A 19614-nucleotide genomic window follows, 5' to 3' on the forward strand; every position below is an offset into this window, starting at 1 on the left:
GGTGAAGCCTTCTTTTGATTTTGGTTTCAATCATATATTAACAAGTGTTACATCTTCAAAGTGAAGGTATGGCTTTCAACACGGGCTGGGTCTTCCGATTCTAATCAGTCGTGTCTTTTCCCTCCAGCAGATACCGAAGCATCTTTTCCGGGTGGTTTATAAACTCCCGGGTCACGATATAATGCTCGGTCTGCTCGTAGGCGGTGCGGCGTATCCCGTCCTCCTGAGACAGCACATAAATACATGCGCCGGGGTATGCCATCAGAATCGGTGAATGAGTCGCAATGACGAGCTGGGAATCCTGCTCCACCAGATGGTGAAGATGTACCAGCAGCGACATCTGGCGCGATGGGGACAGCGCGGCCTCCGGCTCATCCAGCAGGTACAGGCCGTCTCCCCCAAACCGGTTGAGCACCAAGGCCAGAAAGCTTTCCCCGTGCGACTGCTCGTGCAGCGATACGCCGCCGTAGCTGCTAATAATTTTGGGGCGGCGGGCCGGGATTTTATCCAGCTCATCGATATTGCTTGCCACATTATAAAAGCTTTCGGCGCGAAGAAAAAAGCCGTCTCTCGGGCGGCGATGGCCCTTGACTAGACGCAGGTACTCATACAGCTCGGAATGCGTTTTCCTGGAAGAAAAAGAAAAATTTCGGGTGCCGCCTTCCGGGTTAAACCCGGCGGCAACTGCAATTGCTTCGAGCAAAGTGGATTTTCCCGTTCCGTTTTCTCCCACAAGAAATGTGACCGGCTGTTCCAGCAAAAGAGGGCCTTCCCGCAGGCTCTGCACAGCGGGAAGCTCTTTCCAGTAGCAAGGCCGCTCCGGCAGCCCGGCCAATTCCACCCGCCTGAGGTACTGCGTATCCAAGTTCTCTCCCTCCCCTATCCTGGTATCAAGCGATTCCCTGTGCCACCGGGGCCAGCAGAACCTTTCCGGTTCCGCGGAATACATTTACCAGACCTTCGCCAGAAACAGCGGAGCCCATCAGTGATTTTCCAGAACGCTCCACCGTGAAATTCAGGCTACCGCTCCAGGCAATCGCCATATTTCCATCTACCTTCAGAACATCATCCTGCAAGGTAATCTCAACCAATTCCTCACGCGGGCAGACAGATTCCAGACAGAGAATGCCGTTGCCGCTCACACCCAGATTAAACAGGCCTTCTCCCCCCGCCACTGCCGACGAGAAATTCGAGCGCATAACAGCCTTGTGCTTGAGGGTGGATTCACAGGCCAGAAACAAACCGTCATCCAGCACGATGGAACCGTTCCAATCCTGAAGATCAACCAGGAGAATGTGACGGTAGGTCGGTTCCAGCACCAAGGTGCCATTGCCGGTATATTCGGGCTTAATTGCCGATTCTCCCGTCACCTTGCCGCGCATCGCCTTGCCCAGCAAATCGCCCACACCTTTGATGCCGGTGGTGGCGTTCACATCTCCAACTGTCCACTGCATCGCACCGGCCTGCAGCGTAATTCCATTTGCCTTGCTCAGGTCGCAGACAACCTGACGCTTACGCACGTTCATGGCGTTCGCAAAATAGGCCATCTGCGCATCCTGCGGCATAACGCTCAGGTCGCGCTGATACTCCAGAACGGTAAAAGCTCCCAGAGAAGCCAGCGTGGTAATGTCGTCGTTATTCGTGAAATTTGAGATTTGATACATTCAGAATTTCCCCCTTTGATTTCTGATCAGAATTCAGAGCATAGGAAAGGCACTGCAACACTGAACAGCTTTCGGATTCTATTTTTTGCCATCAGAACCAAATCCTGTGATGTTATCTTACAAAAAGAAATTCATAAAGTCAAGGAATGCCTCCCAGCTTTTCGGTCAGCCCACAAAAAAGCACAGCGCACAAACTTTGGTCTGCGCTGTGCTTTTTGAGTGATGGTCAGCGGTTCATTTCGCTCTGAACCCCGGTATTCTGATGCTCCTGAATCAGGCGCTCAACATCGCGAAAATCGGAGGCCGGCATATCGCCCGGCACCGTATTTTTCACGGCACTGCTCGCGTTGCCAAATTCCAACGCCTTTTGATTGTCGCCGTATTTCAACAGGCCGAACAAAACGCCCGCCACATACGCGTCGCCGCTGCCGATACGGTCTACCACCTCGATGTTGGCGTACGGCTGTTCTTCATAGAATTTATCTTCCTTGGCACTGTACAGAATCGAGCCGAAGGTATGCTGCTTGGGGCTGATGATCTGCCGGTTAGTGGTAGCGACCACCTCTACCCCGTAATCCTGACAGTAGCTTTTCATAATGTCGTGCAGCTCACCGGTTTTCTGGAACATTCTGCGCGACGTTTCGGAGGACACGAAAAGAATGTTGATGTACGGGAGAATGCTCTCAATCGTGCGCCGCGCTTCGTCCTCTTCCCACAGATTGGCACGGTAGTTCACATCAAACGAGATCTTTGCCCCTCCCGCGCGAAAACGGCGGATCAATTCCAGCGCCACTTCGCGGGTCTGCTGGCTCAGCGCCAGAGAAATGCCGCTCGTGTGGAACACGCGTGTGCTGGTATAGGCAGACTCGGGGATTTCATCAAGTGAAATGCTGTTGATCGAAGAATGCTTTCTGTCGTACACCACGCAGGGCTTTCTGGGGTGCGCTCCGTTTTCATAATAATACACTCCAAGTCGGGCGTCGCGGCTTTCGTCATACAGCAGAAAGTCATCGCTGACGCCGCCAAAGCGGATGCGGTTTTTAATAAAGGTACCGATTTCACTGCGCGGAAGCTTGGAGATAATGCCCGTGCGCAGCCCTAACAGTGACAGTCCCGAGGAAACGTTCAGCTCAGAGCCGCCCGCGCGCTTTTCAAACATCACCCCGTCTACGATTCGCTCATTGATGGTAGGTGAAAGCCGCAGCATAATCTCCCCAAAGGTGATGGCGTCAAAAGGTCGTTTGGATTCCATGTCATCTACTCCTTTATGCAATGATACTGCCTTCAAAGAAAACCGTGAATCATAGTGGTGATCTTCCCCATCTACGGAGAGAGAAGATACCTGTGCTTCACTTTTTCATCGCAGATTCATATCAGCTGAATGTTCCCAGAGCCGCCTATGTAAGAAAAGGGCCGCCGGATTGTTTTTTTCTCCGGGAGCCCTTTTCGCACGCCGCACAGCGCGGCGCTGATTCACCCGAACGTTATCTCTGAACGCGGCCGGAGCCGTCGCCCTTGGCGAGCTTATTGACCTCATCCACAGAAACCTGGTTGAAGTCGCCCTCAATCGAGTGCTTGAGGCAGCTGGCCGCCACCGCGAACTCAATCGCATCCTGCGGAGCATAGCTATTGAGCAGGGAGTAAATCAGCCCGCCGCCAAAGCTGTCGCCGCCACCGACGCGGTCTACGATACGAATGAGATAATCCTTGCTGAAATAATACTCCTTGCCGTCGTACAGCATAGCTGCCCAGTTGTTGTCACTGGCGGAGATGGAACCGCGCAGGGTAATAGCAACTTTATCGAAATGGAAGGTATCAGCCAGCTTCTTCGCGACCTCTTTGTAGCCCTCATGGCTGATCTTGCCGCCGGTAATATCCGTATTCGCCGCCTTGATGCCGAATACGTCGCTGGCGTCCTCTTCGTTGGAAATACAGACGTTGACATACTCCATCAGTCCGCCCATCACCTGGCCGGCCTTTTCGCGGGACCACAGATTCTTGCGGTAGTTCAGGTCGCAGCTGACGGTGACATTGTGGCGTTTCGCAGCCTTACAGGCCTCGAGGCAGATCGCCGCCGCACTGTCGCTGATAGCGGGAGTAATGCCGGTGAAGTGGAACCAGTCCACGCCCTCGAAAATATCGTCCCAGTTAAAATCAGAGGACTGTGCAGTCGCAATCGCGGAACCGGCACGGTCGTAAATCACCTTGGACGGACGCTGGCTGGCTCCCTTCTCCAAAAAGTAAATGCCCACTCTGTCACCGCCGCGGGTAATCTTGGAAACGTCTACGCCGTATCTTCTCAGGGAATTGACGGCACTCTGGCCGATGTCATGCTTCGGAAGCTTTGTAACAAAGCTCGCGTCAATGCCGAAATTGGCAAGGGAAACGGCTACGTTAGCCTCTCCGCCGCCATAGGTAGCCCCAAAGCTTTCCGCCTGAACAAAGCGATAATAGCCTTCCGGTGCAAGGCGCAGCATGATTTCTCCAAAGGTAACTACTTTCATCTGAAAAGCCTCCATACAATATAATACTTTCACTTATAAAAAGCTTTGAATTCTTTCCCCCCACCGAAAGCAGGCAGAAAAGTTCGGGTTCAATTACTTTTTCTGGGCAAGATGAACTCGGAAGCCGCAGAAATCGCGTTTGAGATAAATGATGGTCATGTTACCCTTATCATCGTACTTTGCGGAATCCGGGTCAAATTCAATGCCGCGGCTCTCAAAGTAGCTGATTGCTCTGGGCAGGGAATTGGTGTTGATGGAGAAATGACCGTGGTCACCAAAGCCCATATATTTCATAATTTCTACTGCGGTGCCGGCAAAGAAGGAGCTGCTGCCCTCTTTTTTGGCAAAACCGAAAATATTGCTGAACGCGTCGGTCAGCTCACCGGCTTCCGCTGCGTCCTTAGTATTGATGCCAATATGGCCAAGCTCAAAGCCCAGCATTGTTTGAACTGCCTCGCGGGTCATGTCGCGAATCTGGTCAAACTCCCCTGCGCTGATCAGCTCGGGCTTTACCATCCAACTGCCGCCGCAGGCCAGAATCTTATTGTAGGCCAGATACTCGTTCAGGTTCTTCGCATTGATGCCGCCGGTGGGCATGAATTTCATCTTCACATAGGGAGCCGCCAGCGCCTTAATCATCGCAAGGCCGCCCGCCTGCTCAGCCGGGAAGAACTTGACCACGTCGAGGCCAAGCTCAATGGCCTGCTCAATGTCGCTCGCGTTCGAAACGCCGGGAGTAATCGGAATGCCCTTATCCACACAATACTTGACCACTTTGGGATTCAGGCCCGGGCTGACGATAAAGGTTGCGCCCGCCGCAACCGCCTTATCTACCTGCTCGGTCGTCAAAACGGTACCCGCACCGACCAGCATTTCAGGGTATGCCTTTGCAATGGCACGGATGGCCTCCTCCGCCGCATCGGTACGGAAGGTAACCTCCGCACAGGGCAAGCCGCCTTCACAGAGCGCTTTTGCCAGCGGTACAGCATCCTTCGCGTCGTCGATTTTAACGACGGGAACAATTCCGATCGCGCCAATCTTTTTTAAAACCTCATTCATATTCAGCACCTCTTCACAAAAAGTTTCGTAATGTGGAACTAAGTTTCATTTCTTTGTACCTTTATTATACTGTTTCCACCGGCGAAGTCAATAGAATCTGACAGCTTTCCAATTGTTTTTCCCGAAACACTGTGATACTATAAAAACACTCACTTAAAAATAATACCATTGTTTCCCGCCGGGGGCGGAAAACAACTGCCATTTTCAAAAGCCAAGCTTGCTTATAGTAGGATAAGTAGTAATATCCAACTTGAAATCATCCATTTCGTCCATTGGAAAGGAAGAAATCGCTGTATGCCCCAAACTAACCCTGTTCAGTCGGCAGAACGTATTTTTGAAATACTGGAAGCCCTGGTGCAGAGCGGCCCGGTTACTCTAACCGAGCTGAGCATCCGCCTTTCTCTGCATAAAAGCACGGTTCACCGCTTGCTCAAATCCCTCATTCTCATGGGCTATGCGCGGCAGGAGGAGGAATCGGGGAAATATTTGGCTACCTATAAGGTTTTGGGGCTGGCGGGAATGCTGCTCTCAAAGCTCGATATTCTTGCGGTGGCCCGCCCGTATCTGGAACGGCTGATGATGCAGACGCACGAAACCGTTCATTTTGTCCAGCGCGAAAATACCCATATTGTTTATGTGGACAAGGTGGAATCCGATGCCAACAGCATCCGCATGGTGTCGAGAATCGGCCTGCGCCAGCCCATGTATTCCACAGGGGTGGGCAAGGCGATTCTGGCCCAGATGAAAGATAGCGAGATCTGCGAAATCTGGAAGCAAAGTAAGATTCACCCCTTTACCCCGCACACCATCGTTACACTTGAGCAGCTAATGCAGGAGATTGAACTCATTCGGCGGCAAGGCTACGCGCTCGACAACGAAGAAAACGAACTGGGGGTGCGCTGTATCGCGGCCTGTGTAACGGATTTTCACGGCCGGGCCTCTAATGCATTCAGTATTTCCGCTCCGGTTTCCCGCATGTCTGACGAACGCGTGCTGGAGCTTTCGGAATATGTACTCCAGACCAAGCGCGATCTTTCTCAGGAACTGGGCTTTTCCGGAAAATAATTTCCGGCCTGAGAGCGGGTGTTTTGCCGCTCTCTGCATGGATTTTTGAGAGAAATACGGGAAAGACTCTTTCTCATCGTTGAATAAGCTGCTTTGCAGGAAAATGACGGTTTCATTCCCCGCCTTTAGCTGGGGATGAAACCAACCTCTTTTTCATACGCTACTTTAATAAAACACCAAATACCAGAGAAATTTGCGGGAAATGGAAGGTTTTTATGCAAAATCTGTACAGCTTTTGTTGAAACCCCCCGCGTTTGATGGTATAATTATTTGTAATTGTTTTCAGAAATCTGAGCAGACGAAAGGATTAATTGAACTATGATTTGCGCTAACAAATATCACACCCGCCTGTGCGGCCGGGTGAGTGAAACCGATATTGACCAGACGATCCGCGTGGCGGGCTGGGTGGAGAATATCCGCGACCATGGCGGTGTGCAGTTTCTGGATTTGCGGGATCATTACGGCGTGGTGCAGGTCGTTGTACACGACGAAGCCATGCTGAAAAACGTGGTACGTGAATGCACGATCAGCGTGGAGGGCAAAGTGACCCTGCGCGATGAGGACACCGTTAACCGCAAGCTGGCAACCGGTACAGTGGAAGTGAAAGCAGACACTCTGACCGTGCTCGGCAAGGTGACAAGGCCTCTCCCCTTTGAGGTTCCCAATTCTACGGAAACCAAAGAGGATGTTCGCCTGAAATACCGTTTTTTGGATTTGCGGAATCCGGAGGTTCACAACAATATCGTGCTTCGCTCGCAGGTGATTTCCTTTCTGCGTCAGAAAATGACCGAAATGGGCTTTCTGGAGATTCAAACTCCTATTCTGTCCACCTCTTCTCCCGAGGGCGCACGCGATTATCTGATCCCCAGCCGCAAGCATCACGGCAAATTTTACGCGCTGCCGCAGGCTCCGCAGATTTTCAAACAGCTGTTGATGGTTTCTGGATTTGACCGGTATTTTCAGATTGCCCCCTGCTTCCGCGACGAAGACGCGAGAGCCGACCGTTCCCCCGGCGAGTTCTACCAGCTGGACTTTGAGCTTGCTTTTGCCACACAGGAGGACGTTTTTTCTATTGCGGAAGAGGTGCTTTCCGAAGTGTTCGCAAAATTCTCTAATAAAGAGGTATCAAAGGCTCCGTTTGTGCGCATTCCCTATCAGGAATCCATGCTGAAATACGGCACGGATAAGCCTGATTTGAGAAACCCGCTGCAAATTATCGATATTTCCGACATTTTCGATAACACAACCTTTGCGCCTTTCAAGAATAAGACCATCCGCGCGATTCGTGTGCCGGGCTGCACTGCTCAGCCGAAGAGCTTCTTTGAAAACATGCTGAAATTCGCTACTGAAATCGGCATGAAGGGTCTCGGCTATATCAGTGTGACGAGTGAAGGTGAATACAAGGGCCCGATCAATAAATTCCTGCCGGACGACAAGCGTGAGGAGTTGATCTCCCGCGCGGGCCTGATCCCCGGGGATGTGATCTTCTTCATTGCGGATGAGCGCGACGCTGCCGCGAAGCTGGCCGGACAAATCCGCACCGAGCTTGGCAGACGTTTGAACCTGATCGATGAATCCCGCTTTGAGATGTGCTTTATCGTCGACTTCCCCATGTATGAAATTGATGAGGAAACCGGGAAATATATCTTTACGCACAATCCCTTCTCCATGCCCCAGGGCGGCCTTGAAGCACTCCAGACCAAGAATCCCGAAGAGGTTCTCGCCTACCAGTACGACATCGTGTGCAACGGCGTAGAGCTTTCGTCCGGCGCGGTGCGTAACCACGACCCCGAGATTATGGTGAAGGCCTTTGAAATTGCCGGGTATTCCGAAGAGGATATCCACGAGAAATTCGGCTCGCTGTACAACGCGTTCCAATACGGCGCACCGCCGCATGCCGGCATGGCTCCCGGAATCGACCGCATGGTGATGCTGCTGACCGAGCAGCAGAACATCCGCGAGGTAATTGCGTTCCCCATGAACAGCAACGCGCAGGATCTGCTTCTCGGCGCACCGACTGAGGTAACTGAGCAGCAGCTTCGAGAGGTTCATATTAAAATCAGATAACGATAAACATTGCCATGCTCCCCGCCGCAGATGTGAGAGCATGACAGAAAGTGACAAGGAGGCGTTTCCACATGGTCACACATGAGGATGTATTAAAAATTGCGCGGCTTTCAAAGCTCCAAATCCGCGAGGATGAGCTGGAGGCCTTTACGAAGGATATGGACGAAATTATCAATTTCGCCGATACCATTAATCAGGCCACGGTGGAATCCTCCGACTTTGATCAGATCAATCATCTGGAAAATGTGTTCCGTGAGGATGTCGTTGAGCCGTCTCTTCCTTCTGAGGAAATTCTGCGCAACGCGGAAAGTCAGGATGACGGCTACTTCCTGGTTAAAAAAAGAGGATAAGGCGGGTGTACCCAATGGAAGATTACGGAAAAATCAAAAAGCTCCACGATTCCCTGCAGAACAAGGAATTTTCCTGCGAGGAACTGACCAAAACCTATATTCAGGCAATTAATGCGGACAACCCCGCCCTGAACGCCTATGTCCATTTCACTCCTGAAACAGCACTGCAGACTGCACAGGAGGTTGACGCGAAGATCGCCCGCGGCGAAACACTGGACGTACTCGAGGGAATCCCAATGACCCTGAAGGACAATATCTCCACCACGGGAATCGAAACCACCTGCGGCTCCAAAATTCTGGAGGGCTACCGCCCGGTATTCGACGCAACCGTATGGAAGCTGCTCCGCAGTAGGGGAGCGGTTTTGCTCGGCAAAACCAATATGGACGAATTCGCCATGGGCTCCTCCAATGAAACCTCAATATACGGCGGCGCGTGGAATCCCCACAACACCGCTCATGTGGCGGGCGGCAGCTCCGGCGGCGTGGCAAGCGCCGTTGCCGGAAACCTGGCAGTATACGGCCTTGGCAGCGATACCGGCGGATCGATTCGCCAACCGGCCAGCTTCTGCGGCATCGTCGGATTAAAGCCCACCTACGGCGCGGTTTCGCGTTACGGCGTGGTGGCCTATGCTTCGAGCTTTGATCAGGTTGGCCCCATCGCCACCAATGTGGAGGATGCGGCACTGGTCTACGACGCTCTGGCTAAACAGGACCCGAAAGACTCCACCTCGCGCGGCGCGCGGGAAACCGCCTGCGACACCTTAAAAAAGGACATCAAGGGAATGCGGATCGGCTTTGCCAAGCAGTATTTTGATGGCGTTCGCGATGAAGTACGCGAGGCTGTTGAGCGCTCCATGCAGATTTACCGTGAGCTTGGCGCAGAGCTGGTGGAGGTTGACCTGCCCCAGCTTTCCTACGCCCTGCCGGTGTATTATATTTTGAGCTGTGCGGAGGCCTCTTCGAACCTTGGCCGCTTTGACGGCATTCGATACGGCTACAAAGCTAAAAACTACAACGACGTGAATGAAATGGTTGCCAAAACTCGCAGCGAGGGCTTTGGCAAAGAGGTGAAACGCCGCATTCTGCTTGGCACATATGTACTTAGTGCCGGTTACTACGACGCTTACTACAAAAAAGCGCAGAGCCTGCGCGGCGTGCTGGTACAGGCATTCCAGTCTGCGTTCGAGCGCTGCGATGTCATCGCGGCTCCCACCGTGCCGATGACTGCATTTGAGCGCGGCAAGGCTGCCGAAAGTGCTGTGGAAACATACCAAACCGACATCTGCACCGTGCCGATCAACATTGCGGGCATTCCAGCGCTCTCTCTCCCCTGCGGGTTTGACCAGAAGGGTCTGCCCATCGGGCTTCAGCTAATCGGGAATTCCTTCTGTGAGGCAACGCTACTGAACGCCGCTTATCAGTTTGAGCAGGCAACCAGAGACAACGTGTTCCGCGCGGCGAAAACGGGGGTGCAATAATGAAATACGAATTGGTATCGGGTTTGGAAACTCATGTAGAGCTTTCCACCAAAACGAAAATATTTTGCGGCTGCTCCACGGAATTTGGCGGCGAGCCGAACACTCATTGCTGCCCTGTGTGCCTTGGATTCCCGGGAACACTGCCAAAGCTGAATAAAAAGGTAGTGGAGTACGCCATTATGGCGGGCCTTGCCACAAACTGTGAGATTTCGAATATCTCGAAAATGGACCGCAAAAATTACTGCTATCCTGATCTGCCGAAGGCCTACCAGATTTCTCAATTCGATTTGCCGCTTTGCAAAAACGGCCATATCGATCTCTCGAACGGCCGTAGAATTCGCATCAACCGTATTCACATTGAAGAGGATGCGGGTAAGCTGATTCATCAGGGCGGCAGTACCTATGTGGATTATAACCGCGGCGGTGTTCCGCTGATTGAGATCGTGACCGAGCCGGATTTTCGCAGCAGTGACGAAGTGCGCGAGTATGTGGAGCGCTTACAGCTGGCGATGAAATATATCGGCGTTTCCGACTGCAAAATGCAGGAGGGCTCCATGCGGTGCGATGTCAACATCTCCGTGCGCCCGGTGGGCAGCGAGGAATATGGCACCCGCACCGAAATCAAAAACATGAACTCAATCACCTTTATGACAAAGGCAATCGAGTACGAATACGTCCGCCAAATAGACGTTCTGGAGAATGGCGGAAAAATTACGCAGGAAACTCTGCGCTACAATGAATCGGACGGCACAACCTCCAGCATGAGAAGTAAGGAGGATGCTGACGATTACCGCTACTTCCGCGAACCCGATCTTGTCACCATCCATATCACCGATGAAGAGGTGGAGACGATTCGCCGTACTCTGCCGGAGTCTCCTGAAGTAAAGCGCGAGCGCTACATCGAGCAGCTCGGGCTGCCGGAGGCCGACGCGCTGCAGCTGACCAAATCCCGTGCAATTGCGGACTTTTTTGAAGCAGCCAGTGAGGGTGTAGCCAGCCCTAAAACCGTTGCAAACTGCATCATCGGCCAGGTCTTTCGCCGTATGGAAAACGACGACGCCAAAGAAAAGTTCGAGGTTTCGATCCCCGCTTCTTATCTTAGAGACCTGATTCTTCTTTTGGACAGCGGCAAAATCCGCATGAATCTGCTGAAATCTACTCTTGACAAAATGCTCGACAGCGGCAAGCCCGCCACAGAATTCCTAAGTGAAAACGATTTGAGCGGCGTGGATGCCGGCGACCTGAAGAAGTTCTGTGAGGATGCTGTAGCCGCGAACCCCACTGCAGTGGCTGACTACCGCGCTGGGAAAGAAAAGGCGCTGAAGGCTCTGCTCGGCTTTGTCATGAAAGCAAGCCGAGGGCGTGCGGATGCGCTGGAAGCGGAACGCATCCTGATTGAGCTGATTTCACAGGTTTGAGTATCATTCCGCTGATTGGAGGATGTTTTATGGAATTTACAAAAAGCAACAATCGTATTTTTGCAAATGATGAAACTGGAAAACTAATTGCCGAAATTACATTCCCTGATATTTCCGCTACCACAGTGGATATTAACCACACATTTGTAGACAGCTCTCTGCGTGGCCAGGGCGTGGCCGGAAAGCTGATGCTCGCGGCCGTCGATACAATTCGCGCGCAGAGCAAAAAAGCTGTTGCTACCTGCCCTTATGCGGTAGACTGGTTTGCAAAAAATCCGGAATTTTCGGAGCTGTTGGATTCAAATATTTCCAGAAATAAATAAGCGTATCCTGCATATGCTATTGTCGAGGAAGTTCAGGCGAAGAACCAACTTTGCTGAAGCCTTGCCATAAAAACTCTTTGTTTTTTGGTGCCGGCGGAAGCGATCAAATGGTTCTGAAATTTATCTTTTTCTGAAAAGAATGAGATGATATTCCGCTTGGCACCTCTAGTAAGTCCGCTTATAACAGGACGTAAAAAAATCTCCATTCAAACGGTAACCGGGGGAAGAACCATTGGGTTCTTCCCCTTTCGTTTTGCCAATAGATTATAGCAAGAAAAGCAGAGCAGGTTCTACTTTGCACCTTTCTGTCAGCGTGCCCTTTATCATACAAATTTAAATTAAAAAATTTAAAATTTGAATATGGAAATCGCAAAGATTCTATGATATTCTAAACGTATTCTTTACAAAAAGGAGGCGCAAACAGATGATTCTTACCACGACCAATACAATAGAAGGAAGAAGAATTCTGGAGTATAAGCAGATTGTATTTGGTGAAGTCGTTTCGGGTGTGGATTTCATTAAGGATTTCGCGGCGGGTCTCACCAACTTTTTTGGCGGAAGATCCGGCTCATATGAAGGTGAGTTGATGGAGGCGCGGGGAAAGGCAATTCAGGAACTGCAGGACCGCGCTGCGGCTCTGGGAGCAAACGCAGTCATCGGTGTGGATATTGATTATGAAGTTCTTGGTACCGGCAACAATATGCTGATGGTAACTGCGTCAGGAACAGCGGTTATCGTAGAATAAGAAAAAAGGGCCTGAAACATTCGTTAGCAACGCTGTTTCAGGCCCTTTTATTTTTCTTGTATTTTTAGAAAATGTGCGGCGGTAGTTCGCAAAAAATTTCTTTTTTCTTACGGCAGAATTTCCGGCTGCTCCGACTCCTGATTCTCCTGATAAACCTGTTGAGATAGTGCGATGAATTCGCGCATTGCTTTGCTGATATAGCGATTTTTCTTATGGGCCAGATAGATATATCGGCGCACATTCGGCGCCTCAACCCGGTATAAATAAGCGCCCGGCTCCATTGATGTGCGCTTGATCACCGTGTCGGATACAAACGCCATGCCAATTTGCTGCTTGACAAGATTGTATGAGGTCATCAGCTGATCAAGATACATGGTGCGCCGCGGGATAAAATGATACTGTTCAAACAAGCCCGTAGCGAACGCATTCATATTATGCCCCTTGTGCAGGAGCAGGAAGGTAAAATCGCGGAAAAGTGTTGGGTCTACCGGCTTGCAATCCGGCCTCCTGTGCGCTTCCATACACACATCACGCGCGGTCATGCGGTATTTAGAAAGCTGCCGGTTAATTTCGTACTGTTCCGGCACAGCCAGCAGAATATGCTCTTCCCGCAGAGGATAGCTTGTAAACAGCCTATTGTCGAACACGCTGCTGTCGACTACCAGATCAATCTCTGAATCTAATAGCTTCTGCTGCAGCTCGGGAGTGCTGGCCTCATTTAACTGTAGCTGAATTCCCGGATATAAACTGTTAAACTTTGAGATCAGCGGCGCCATAAAATAAGACGCAAAAAACTGAGGTCCCGCAAGCTTCAGCGTGCCGGTTTTCAGCTCCGTATAATCCTGTAAATAAGATTCCAGATTGCTTTGCAGCTGCAAAATCTGCCGAGTTGTTTCTATGTACACCTTCCCCGCATCCGTAAGCTGTACCGGAGTGGTGCTACGGTCAAAGATCGTAATGCCAATATCCAGCTCCAGCTTTTTGATTGTGGCACTCAAAGATGGCTGTGAAATATACAGATTTTTCGCCGCCCGGGAAAAACTGCCTTCTTTATAAATCTCGTAAACATACTTTAAAGTCTGAAACATGGCATTCTCCCTATACTATAAATAAATCTATATACTTTCTATTATATTATATGTATTTGATTATATGCTTTCTTTCTGGTATTGTCAATACAGAAGGAATTTGAATATTTGTGTAAAAAATCGTCCTTCTGCGAATGATAGCAGTGCAAATGTAAATCGCATAAAATTGAATGATATTCTTTTCTTCGTAAAAGGCGAATGAAAAAGAACCATTTGTTTTAATGTAGATTGACTGCACTATAATTTGCTTACAAGCCCCTTTTACAATAGAAATTTGGTTGAAAAATGCGCTTTGACTGGCAGTTACTGCCTGGTCAAAGCGCATTTTTCATAGAGAGCTTACTGCTGATTATTTCTTTGGGACGCCTTAATGTTGTTGCGCGTCTTGCGAAGCTCGGCCAGATTAGCCGCCAGAGCGTCGTCCGTGCGTTTCATCAAATCGTCGATGTAATCGTTTGAAGCCCGGCGCATCTCGCGGAATTTGACCTGGCTCTGGCTAACCAGCTCATTTGCTTTCTGCTGAGCCTGGCGCACAATCTCATCCTGATTCACAAGAGTTTTGGCGCGCTCCTCCGCAATGCGGACCACACTCTCCGCCTCGCGCTTTGCGTCGCTGATGATCTGGTTGCGGTCAGCCACAATGGCCTTGGCCTGGCGAAGCTCCTGCGGCAGATTATCGCGGATTTCATCGAGAATCCCCTTCACCGCTTCGCCGTCAAGCACAGCTTTGCCGCCGGTCAGCGGAAAATTCCACGCCTTATCTACCATTTCGTAGAGCTCATCCAACAAATTCTCTACATTCATCGTTTTTTGCCTCCTGTATAAAGACGTTGCGTAATGTCATCCAAAATACACTCCGGCACAAAATTAGAAATATCACCGTCAAAACTGGCCACCTGCTTCACGATACTGGAGCTGAGATACATATTTTCGGCCCGAGTGGTTAAAAACAGGGTCTCCAGATTCGGGTTCAGCTTCTTATTGGTCAGAGCCATCTGAAATTCGTATTCAAAGTCAGACAGGGCCCGCAATCCCTTTACAATCGCGGTAGCATTGCGGATTTTAGCGTAATCCGCCAGCAGGCCCTCAAAGCCGACAACCTCTATGTCAGGCATATCTGCCGTGGCGCGCTTGAGCATATCAATGCGCTCCTCAACGGTAAAGCTGGTGTGCTTATTAGGGTTTACCAAAACAGCAACGATCAGGTGATCAAATATTTTGCGGGCACGATTAATGATGTCTAGATGTCCTAGGGTAACCGGATCAAAGCTGCCCGGACAAATTGCGATTTTCATAATGATGTCACGTCCTTATGCCGATACACGGTCAGCAGAATTTTTCCGTAGCGGTAAGAACGCACCTTCACAAAATCGCCGGCAGAAAGAGGAAGTTCTTCGTCACTCGGATGTTCACAGAGAATCGTTCCGCCAAGATTCATCACCGTGGCCACCTGCGGCAGAGCCTGCTGCAGCAGCCCCGTGCGGTAAGGCGGATCTAATAAAGCAATATCAAAGGGTTGTGGATTCCGCGATAAAAACGAAGCAAAATCTGCATTCACCACTTTAGCCTGCTCCCCGAACCCGGTGGCGGCAATATTTTTTTCAACCACGCTGACGGAATCACGCGAGCTGTCAACAAACACAGCCTCCCGTGCGCCACGGCTGATCGCCTCCAGCCCAAGCTGGCCGGAACCGGCAAACAAATCGAGCACCCGGCGGCCTTCCAAATCAAACTGAATAATATTAAAAAGGGCTTCCTTCACCCGGTCGGGCGTAGGACGAACGCGCTCCCCTTCCAGAGATTGCAGCTTCTTGCCTCGCGCAGAACCTGTGATAATTCGCATATGCAAAACCGGACCTTTCCCAGAGTCTTGTTAAATTTATTATCCCATTATTTGTACATACTGTCAACCGCTATCTTTTTCTCCTGAATCCTGACGAAAATACTCATAGATGGTCTGGGCGGCGGGACGTGTCATCCCTTTTACCCCGCACAGCTGCTCCAAATCCGCCTCCCGAATTGCGGTAATCGTACGAAAATGCCGCAGCAACGCTTTGGCCCGGGTATTCCCTACCCCGGGAATGTTCGTCAGTGTACTGGAAATCGTGTTCTTCTTGCGCATCTGGCGATGATAGCCAATAGCAAAGCGGTGAACCTCGTCCTGAATCGTAGAAACCAGCGTAAAAGCACTGCGGTTGGAATGAATGGAAATCTCCCCGCCGTCTTTTGCGATGGCCCGAGTGCGGTGCTTGTCATCCTTGACCATACCGAACAGGGGAATCTCCACCCCATACTGCTGCAAAATAGGACGCACCGCAGAAACATGCCCTTTTCCGCCATCCAGCAAAATCAGATCCGGCAGACGACCAAAGCCCTCCGCGCTGTCTTTGTGCTGATAGTATTCCCCCAAACGGCGGCTGATTACTTCACGCATAGCGCCATAATCGTCCTGTCCTTCAAAGCTTTTGATCTGAAAGCGACGATATGCAGATTTGAGCGGACGCCCATTTTCAAACACGACCATACCAGCCACATTGTCGCCGCCGGCCAGGTTTGAAATATCATAGGATTCGATATACTGCGGGGGATTTTCCAACCCCAAAAGGCGCGCCAGCTCATCCAAAGCGGAAGCCTCGCGCCCGGTTCGACCCGTTTGCTGCGCAAGCTGCTCCGCCGCGTTGCTGCGGCACATTTCGGCAAGCTGCGCCTGCTCCCCCTTCTGCGGCACGGTGATTTTTACCCTTCGCCCTGCTTTCTGCGTCAGCCATTCTTCGAGCAGAGCGGCGTTTTCCAACGGCCCGTCCAGCGTCAGGCGCGGGGGAATCTGTTCACGCATGGAGTAGTATCGCTCCAGAAACTCGCTGCGCGCCTGCTTGGGATTACCGATTTCTCCCAAAAGGAAGGTTTCGCGGTCTACCAGGTTTCCGCCGCGAAAACGAAATACCTCTACACATGCGTTTCCGGGGCCTTGCGCCAGGGCAATCACGTCCTGCTCCGGCACTCGGATGGAAACCACCTTCTGCCTCTCCCTCATCTTCTGAATGGCGGCGATGCGGTCGCGGATTCTGGCCGCATACTCAAATTCGAGGTTTTCCGCCGCCTGCTCCATTTTTTCCGTCAGGCGCTTCATGGAGTCGGCACTGCCGCCACGCAGGAAATCCACAGCCTCCGAAACGGCCTCGCGGTATTCCTCCGGCTTCATGCGGCCCCGGCAGGGAGCGCAGCACTGCTTGATATAATAATTCAGGCATGGCCGTCCCTTGCCGATGTCCTGGGGAAAGCGGCGGCTACAGGAGGGCAGGCGGAAGATCTTGAGTGCTTCATCCACGGCCTGCTTGACCGACCACGAGCTGACATAGGGGCCGATATATTCCGCGCCGTCATCTGCAATCTGTTTTGCTTCGGAAATTCTGGGCCATTCTCCCCGGCTGATGCGGATATAATGGTAACCCTTATCATCCTTGAGCAGAATGTTGTATTTGGGCGTGTATTGCTTAATCAGGCTACATTCAAGCACCAGTGCCTCAAATTCGCTGTCGGTGAGGATGTATTCAAAATCCTGCACGTTGGCCACCATGCGGCGCACCTTGTCCTCGTGGTTCTTTTCGGAGCCGAAATACTGGCTGACGCGGTTTTTCAGAGCCTTGGCCTTACCAACATAGATGATCGTACCGCTTTTGTCGCGCATCAGGTAGACCCCCGGTGTCAGCGGTAGTCGCATCGCCTTTTTGCGCAGCTCTTTTTTATGGTCCTCCAAGCGTTCCCCCCCCTTTCGATCAAAGAATGCCTTCGTTTGCCCCGGCAAATACCATGCGCACAGTGACGGGCTTTTCCATCCTTTTGCAAAAGCACAGTACGCTTACCACTCAGTATAACAAAAAAGCACCGCCAAAGCGGTGCCTTGAATTGCCCAAAAATCGCCGGCCGGAACATTTCAAAACGCGAACCCGAATTCGCACCTGCCGCCGGCGCTCAGCAGTTTATACCAAAAACAGGTTCTTACTCCGCAAAGCCGGATTCCACCAGCGCAACCAGGTTATCGACAGCATCCTGCTCATCGGAACCATCAGCGATGATGCGAATATCGGTACCGCCAACAATCCCCAAAGACAATACGCCTAACAGGCTCTTCGCGTTGACGCGGCGCTCCTCTTTTTCCACCCAGATCGAAGACTTAAATTCGTTAGCCTTCTGAATAAAAAAGGTAGCCGGACGAGCATGTAATCCTACCTGATTCTGAACCAATACTTCTTTCACACACATTCAAAATTCACTCCTAGCTTCAAAATGTAGCAACTAACCCGAAAAAACATCTCACATCATAATAATATACAAACTGACATTATTTTTTAAGTCATAGTCATTATATCACAATAGAAACCACCGTCAAGGAAGGAAGCCTAATTTTGGATTGATGCCCTATACGCTGTTTGGGACAGGCAATCCCTTTGTATAGTTTGCCCCGAATGTTGAAAACTTTTGTCATCTCTAACATCTCGGCAACGAATATTCTATATTATGCGTTCTATTTTGATTCGTTCGCGGAAGAATTAAAGGCTTTATCACAAAATGAAGCAAGGAAGCGTTTGTCCTTTTCATCTAAATGCGCTGTTTTGAGCAGATCGGGGCGATTCTTCCAAGTTCGCAGCAAAGACTGCTCTCTTCGCCATTTGCCGATATTAGCATGATGCCCCGAAAGCAGCACCTCCGGCACCTGCTGGCCGCGCCAGTCGGCTGGGCGCGTATACTGCGGGTACTCCAGCAATCCGCTGAAATGACTTTCTTCCTCAAAGCAGGAATCGTCGGCAAGCACGCCGGGAATCAGGCGGCTGACGCCATCCGCAAGAATCAGCGCCGGCAGCTCACCGCCGGTCAGAACGTAATCACCCGCGGAGATCTGCTCATCCACATAGCGATCGATAATCCGTTCGTCGATGCCTTCGTAATGGCCGCACAAAATCGCGATATTCTCGTGTTTGGCCAGTTCCTTCATTTTCTGCTGCGTCAGCACGGTACCCTGCGGCGACATATACACAAAATGCGGCTTTTTCCCCAGGTGGCGCACCAAGTCGTCGATGCACTCTGCAATCGGTTCCGCCATCAGCAGCATTCCCATCCCCCCGCCGAACGGACAGTCATCCACACGGGAGTGCTTGTCGTAGGCATAATTGCGGATTTGATGACAGCACACCTGAAGCGCGCCTTTTTTACGGGCCCGGCCCACAATGCTTTCGGCCATCACCGTTTCGCACATGTCGGGGAACAGGGTCAAAAGATCAATCCTCATCTTCAAAAATCCCCTTGATTGGTCTGATTTTTACAACCCCGCCCTCCGGGTTGCGCTCCAGAACCACCTGCGGAATAGAGGGAACGAGATACGTTTTCCCCTCCTTTGAGGTGATCTGGTATACGTCGTTCGCCCCGGTTTTGAGAATATCTGTCAGTTTGCCATACTCCTTGCCGGTGTCGTAATCCACAACCGTCAGGTCAAGCAAGTCCTGCACAAACCAGATTCCCTTCGGCAGCGTTACATCCGCACGGCTAAGGTAAAGCACCCGCCCGCGCAGCGTATCGCCCTGTGTAGCCGAGGTAACACCCTCCAGGTACGCAAGAAGCAGGCGCTTATGCACCCGGCCGGAAAGCACCCTTACCGCAGAGCTGCCGTTCGGGTCCCAATACAGCGTGCGGAACTGAGATAAAAACTCCGCGGAATCGCACCAGGGTTCGATACGAAGCTCACCCTTTAACCCATGCGTCCCCACGATTCTTCCCGCTTCCAAATATTGCTGCAGCATTGCTTTCCTCCTCAATCGCCAATTGATTTCCAAACCATGAAGTTTCTCTTGCCGACGA

The 19614-nt window shown here is 51.2% G+C and carries 20 protein-coding genes; 7 read left to right on the forward strand and 13 right to left on the reverse strand.

The window, feature by feature from the left end:
* Positions 1 to 100 precede the first annotated feature (100 nt).
* The 5 genes from QOS46_RS04790 to QOS46_RS04810 form a co-directional block, all read right to left on the reverse strand.
* Positions 101 to 865, reverse strand: a complete 765-nt coding sequence (locus tag QOS46_RS04790; protein WP_283607672.1) for an AAA family ATPase — start codon at positions 863 to 865, stop codon at positions 101 to 103.
* 25 nt (positions 866 to 890) lie between these two features.
* On the reverse strand, positions 891 to 1664 hold the full coding sequence (locus QOS46_RS04795) for an AIM24 family protein (protein ID WP_283607673.1): 774 nt from the start codon (positions 1662 to 1664) through the stop codon (positions 891 to 893).
* Between the two features lie 226 nt (positions 1665 to 1890).
* The gene (locus QOS46_RS04800; RefSeq protein ID WP_283607675.1) at positions 1891 to 2916 is read right to left on the reverse strand and encodes a sugar kinase; all 1026 of its coding nucleotides are present in this window, start codon (positions 2914 to 2916) and stop codon (positions 1891 to 1893) included.
* 232 nt (positions 2917 to 3148) lie between these two features.
* Positions 3149 to 4168: a sugar kinase gene (locus QOS46_RS04805; RefSeq protein WP_283607676.1), complete on the reverse strand. Its 1020-nt coding sequence runs from the start codon at positions 4166 to 4168 to the stop codon at positions 3149 to 3151.
* 93 nt (positions 4169 to 4261) lie between these two features.
* Entirely contained in the window at positions 4262 to 5227 is a 966-nt protein-coding gene (locus QOS46_RS04810) for a bifunctional 4-hydroxy-2-oxoglutarate aldolase/2-dehydro-3-deoxy-phosphogluconate aldolase (RefSeq protein ID WP_283607677.1), read from the reverse strand.
* A 294-nt stretch (positions 5228 to 5521) separates the two neighbouring features.
* On the opposite strand from QOS46_RS04810, the gene QOS46_RS04815 reads away from it, so the two are divergent.
* The 7 genes from QOS46_RS04815 to QOS46_RS04845 all read left to right on the forward strand — a co-directional run bounded on the left by QOS46_RS04815 (position 5522) and on the right by QOS46_RS04845 (position 12673).
* A complete protein-coding gene (locus tag QOS46_RS04815; RefSeq protein WP_283607678.1) occupies positions 5522 to 6292 on the forward strand; it encodes an IclR family transcriptional regulator in 771 nt (256 codons plus the stop codon).
* Positions 6293 to 6610: 318 nt separating this feature from the next.
* Positions 6611 to 8359, forward strand: a complete 1749-nt coding sequence (gene aspS, locus QOS46_RS04820) for an aspartate--tRNA ligase (protein WP_283607680.1) — start codon at positions 6611 to 6613, stop codon at positions 8357 to 8359.
* 71 nt (positions 8360 to 8430) lie between these two features.
* Positions 8431 to 8709, forward strand: a complete 279-nt coding sequence (gene gatC, locus QOS46_RS04825; RefSeq protein WP_283607682.1) for an Asp-tRNA(Asn)/Glu-tRNA(Gln) amidotransferase subunit GatC — start codon at positions 8431 to 8433, stop codon at positions 8707 to 8709.
* 14 nt (positions 8710 to 8723) lie between these two features.
* On the forward strand, positions 8724 to 10187 hold the full coding sequence (gene gatA / locus QOS46_RS04830) for an Asp-tRNA(Asn)/Glu-tRNA(Gln) amidotransferase subunit GatA (protein ID WP_283607683.1): 1464 nt from the start codon (positions 8724 to 8726) through the stop codon (positions 10185 to 10187).
* Positions 10187 to 11605 carry an Asp-tRNA(Asn)/Glu-tRNA(Gln) amidotransferase subunit GatB gene (gene gatB, locus QOS46_RS04835; protein ID WP_283607684.1) on the forward strand — a complete coding sequence of 473 codons (1419 nt, stop codon included), beginning with the start codon at positions 10187 to 10189 and terminating at the stop codon, positions 11603 to 11605. Before gatA ends, gatB begins: the two co-directional genes overlap by 1 nt.
* 29 nt (positions 11606 to 11634) lie before the next feature.
* Entirely contained in the window at positions 11635 to 11928 is a 294-nt protein-coding gene (locus tag QOS46_RS04840) for a GNAT family N-acetyltransferase (RefSeq protein ID WP_283607686.1), read from the forward strand.
* Between the two features lie 424 nt (positions 11929 to 12352).
* Positions 12353 to 12673, forward strand: a complete 321-nt coding sequence (locus tag QOS46_RS04845) for a putative heavy metal-binding protein (protein ID WP_283607689.1) — start codon at positions 12353 to 12355, stop codon at positions 12671 to 12673.
* Positions 12674 to 12780: 107 nt separating this feature from the next.
* On the opposite strand, the gene QOS46_RS04850 is transcribed toward QOS46_RS04845, so the two are convergent.
* From QOS46_RS04850 to rimM, 8 genes are all read right to left on the reverse strand, one after another.
* Complete coding sequence (locus QOS46_RS04850) at positions 12781 to 13761, reverse strand: LysR family transcriptional regulator (RefSeq protein ID WP_283607691.1); 981 nt, start codon at positions 13759 to 13761, stop codon at positions 12781 to 12783.
* A gap of 339 nt (positions 13762 to 14100) precedes the next feature.
* On the reverse strand, positions 14101 to 14565 hold the full coding sequence (locus tag QOS46_RS04855) for an ATPase (RefSeq protein WP_283607693.1): 465 nt from the start codon (positions 14563 to 14565) through the stop codon (positions 14101 to 14103).
* Positions 14562 to 15056 carry a pantetheine-phosphate adenylyltransferase gene (gene coaD / locus QOS46_RS04860; protein WP_283607695.1) on the reverse strand — a complete coding sequence of 165 codons (495 nt, stop codon included), beginning with the start codon at positions 15054 to 15056 and terminating at the stop codon, positions 14562 to 14564. The genes QOS46_RS04855 and coaD overlap by 4 nt, the downstream gene beginning before the upstream one ends.
* Complete coding sequence (gene rsmD, locus QOS46_RS04865; RefSeq protein WP_283610768.1) at positions 15053 to 15604, reverse strand: 16S rRNA (guanine(966)-N(2))-methyltransferase RsmD; 552 nt, start codon at positions 15602 to 15604, stop codon at positions 15053 to 15055. Before rsmD ends, coaD begins: the two co-directional genes overlap by 4 nt.
* A gap of 63 nt (positions 15605 to 15667) precedes the next feature.
* Complete coding sequence (uvrC, locus tag QOS46_RS04870) at positions 15668 to 17518, reverse strand: excinuclease ABC subunit UvrC (RefSeq protein WP_283607696.1); 1851 nt, start codon at positions 17516 to 17518, stop codon at positions 15668 to 15670.
* 242 nt (positions 17519 to 17760) lie between these two features.
* Positions 17761 to 18024: an HPr family phosphocarrier protein gene (locus QOS46_RS04875; RefSeq protein ID WP_283607698.1), complete on the reverse strand. Its 264-nt coding sequence runs from the start codon at positions 18022 to 18024 to the stop codon at positions 17761 to 17763.
* A 262-nt stretch (positions 18025 to 18286) separates the two neighbouring features.
* Positions 18287 to 19048 carry a tRNA (guanosine(37)-N1)-methyltransferase TrmD gene (gene trmD / locus QOS46_RS04880; RefSeq protein WP_283607700.1) on the reverse strand — a complete coding sequence of 254 codons (762 nt, stop codon included), beginning with the start codon at positions 19046 to 19048 and terminating at the stop codon, positions 18287 to 18289.
* Positions 19038 to 19556, reverse strand: a complete 519-nt coding sequence (gene rimM, locus QOS46_RS04885; RefSeq protein ID WP_283607703.1) for a ribosome maturation factor RimM — start codon at positions 19554 to 19556, stop codon at positions 19038 to 19040. Before rimM ends, trmD begins: the two co-directional genes overlap by 11 nt.
* Positions 19557 to 19614: the final 58 nt, after the last annotated feature.

The organism is Faecalispora anaeroviscerum (genome assembly GCF_947568225.1).
Lineage (GTDB): Bacteria > Bacillota > Clostridia > Oscillospirales > Acutalibacteraceae > Faecalispora > Faecalispora anaeroviscerum.

Bases quoted from the DNA above. Each gene is read 5' to 3' on its own strand.
- QOS46_RS04795 (WP_283607673.1), bottom strand. From the start codon at position 1,664: ATGTATCAAATCTCAAATTTCACGAATAACGACGACATTACCACGCTG.
- QOS46_RS04800 (WP_283607675.1), bottom strand. From the start codon at position 2,916: ATGGAATCCAAACGACCTTTTGACGCCATCACCTTTGGGGAGATTATG.
- QOS46_RS04805 (WP_283607676.1), bottom strand. From the start codon at position 4,168: ATGAAAGTAGTTACCTTTGGAGAAATCATGCTGCGCCTTGCACCGGAA.
- QOS46_RS04810 (WP_283607677.1), bottom strand. From the start codon at position 5,227: ATGAATGAGGTTTTAAAAAAGATTGGCGCGATCGGAATTGTTCCCGTC.
- QOS46_RS04815 (WP_283607678.1), top strand. From the start codon at position 5,522: ATGCCCCAAACTAACCCTGTTCAGTCGGCAGAACGTATTTTTGAAATA.
- aspS (WP_283607680.1), top strand. From the start codon at position 6,611: ATGATTTGCGCTAACAAATATCACACCCGCCTGTGCGGCCGGGTGAGT.
- gatC (WP_283607682.1), top strand. From the start codon at position 8,431: ATGGTCACACATGAGGATGTATTAAAAATTGCGCGGCTTTCAAAGCTC.
- gatA (WP_283607683.1), top strand. From the start codon at position 8,724: ATGGAAGATTACGGAAAAATCAAAAAGCTCCACGATTCCCTGCAGAAC.
- gatB (WP_283607684.1), top strand. From the start codon at position 10,187: ATGAAATACGAATTGGTATCGGGTTTGGAAACTCATGTAGAGCTTTCC.
- QOS46_RS04840 (WP_283607686.1), top strand. From the start codon at position 11,635: ATGGAATTTACAAAAAGCAACAATCGTATTTTTGCAAATGATGAAACT.
- QOS46_RS04845 (WP_283607689.1), top strand. From the start codon at position 12,353: ATGATTCTTACCACGACCAATACAATAGAAGGAAGAAGAATTCTGGAG.
- QOS46_RS04850 (WP_283607691.1), bottom strand. From the start codon at position 13,761: ATGTTTCAGACTTTAAAGTATGTTTACGAGATTTATAAAGAAGGCAGT.
- QOS46_RS04855 (WP_283607693.1), bottom strand. From the start codon at position 14,565: ATGAATGTAGAGAATTTGTTGGATGAGCTCTACGAAATGGTAGATAAG.
- coaD (WP_283607695.1), bottom strand. From the start codon at position 15,056: ATGAAAATCGCAATTTGTCCGGGCAGCTTTGATCCGGTTACCCTAGGA.
- rsmD (WP_283610768.1), bottom strand. From the start codon at position 15,604: ATGCGAATTATCACAGGTTCTGCGCGAGGCAAGAAGCTGCAATCTCTG.
- QOS46_RS04875 (WP_283607698.1), bottom strand. From the start codon at position 18,024: ATGTGTGTGAAAGAAGTATTGGTTCAGAATCAGGTAGGATTACATGCT.
- trmD (WP_283607700.1), bottom strand. From the start codon at position 19,048: ATGAGGATTGATCTTTTGACCCTGTTCCCCGACATGTGCGAAACGGTG.
- rimM (WP_283607703.1), bottom strand. From the start codon at position 19,556: ATGCTGCAGCAATATTTGGAAGCGGGAAGAATCGTGGGGACGCATGGG.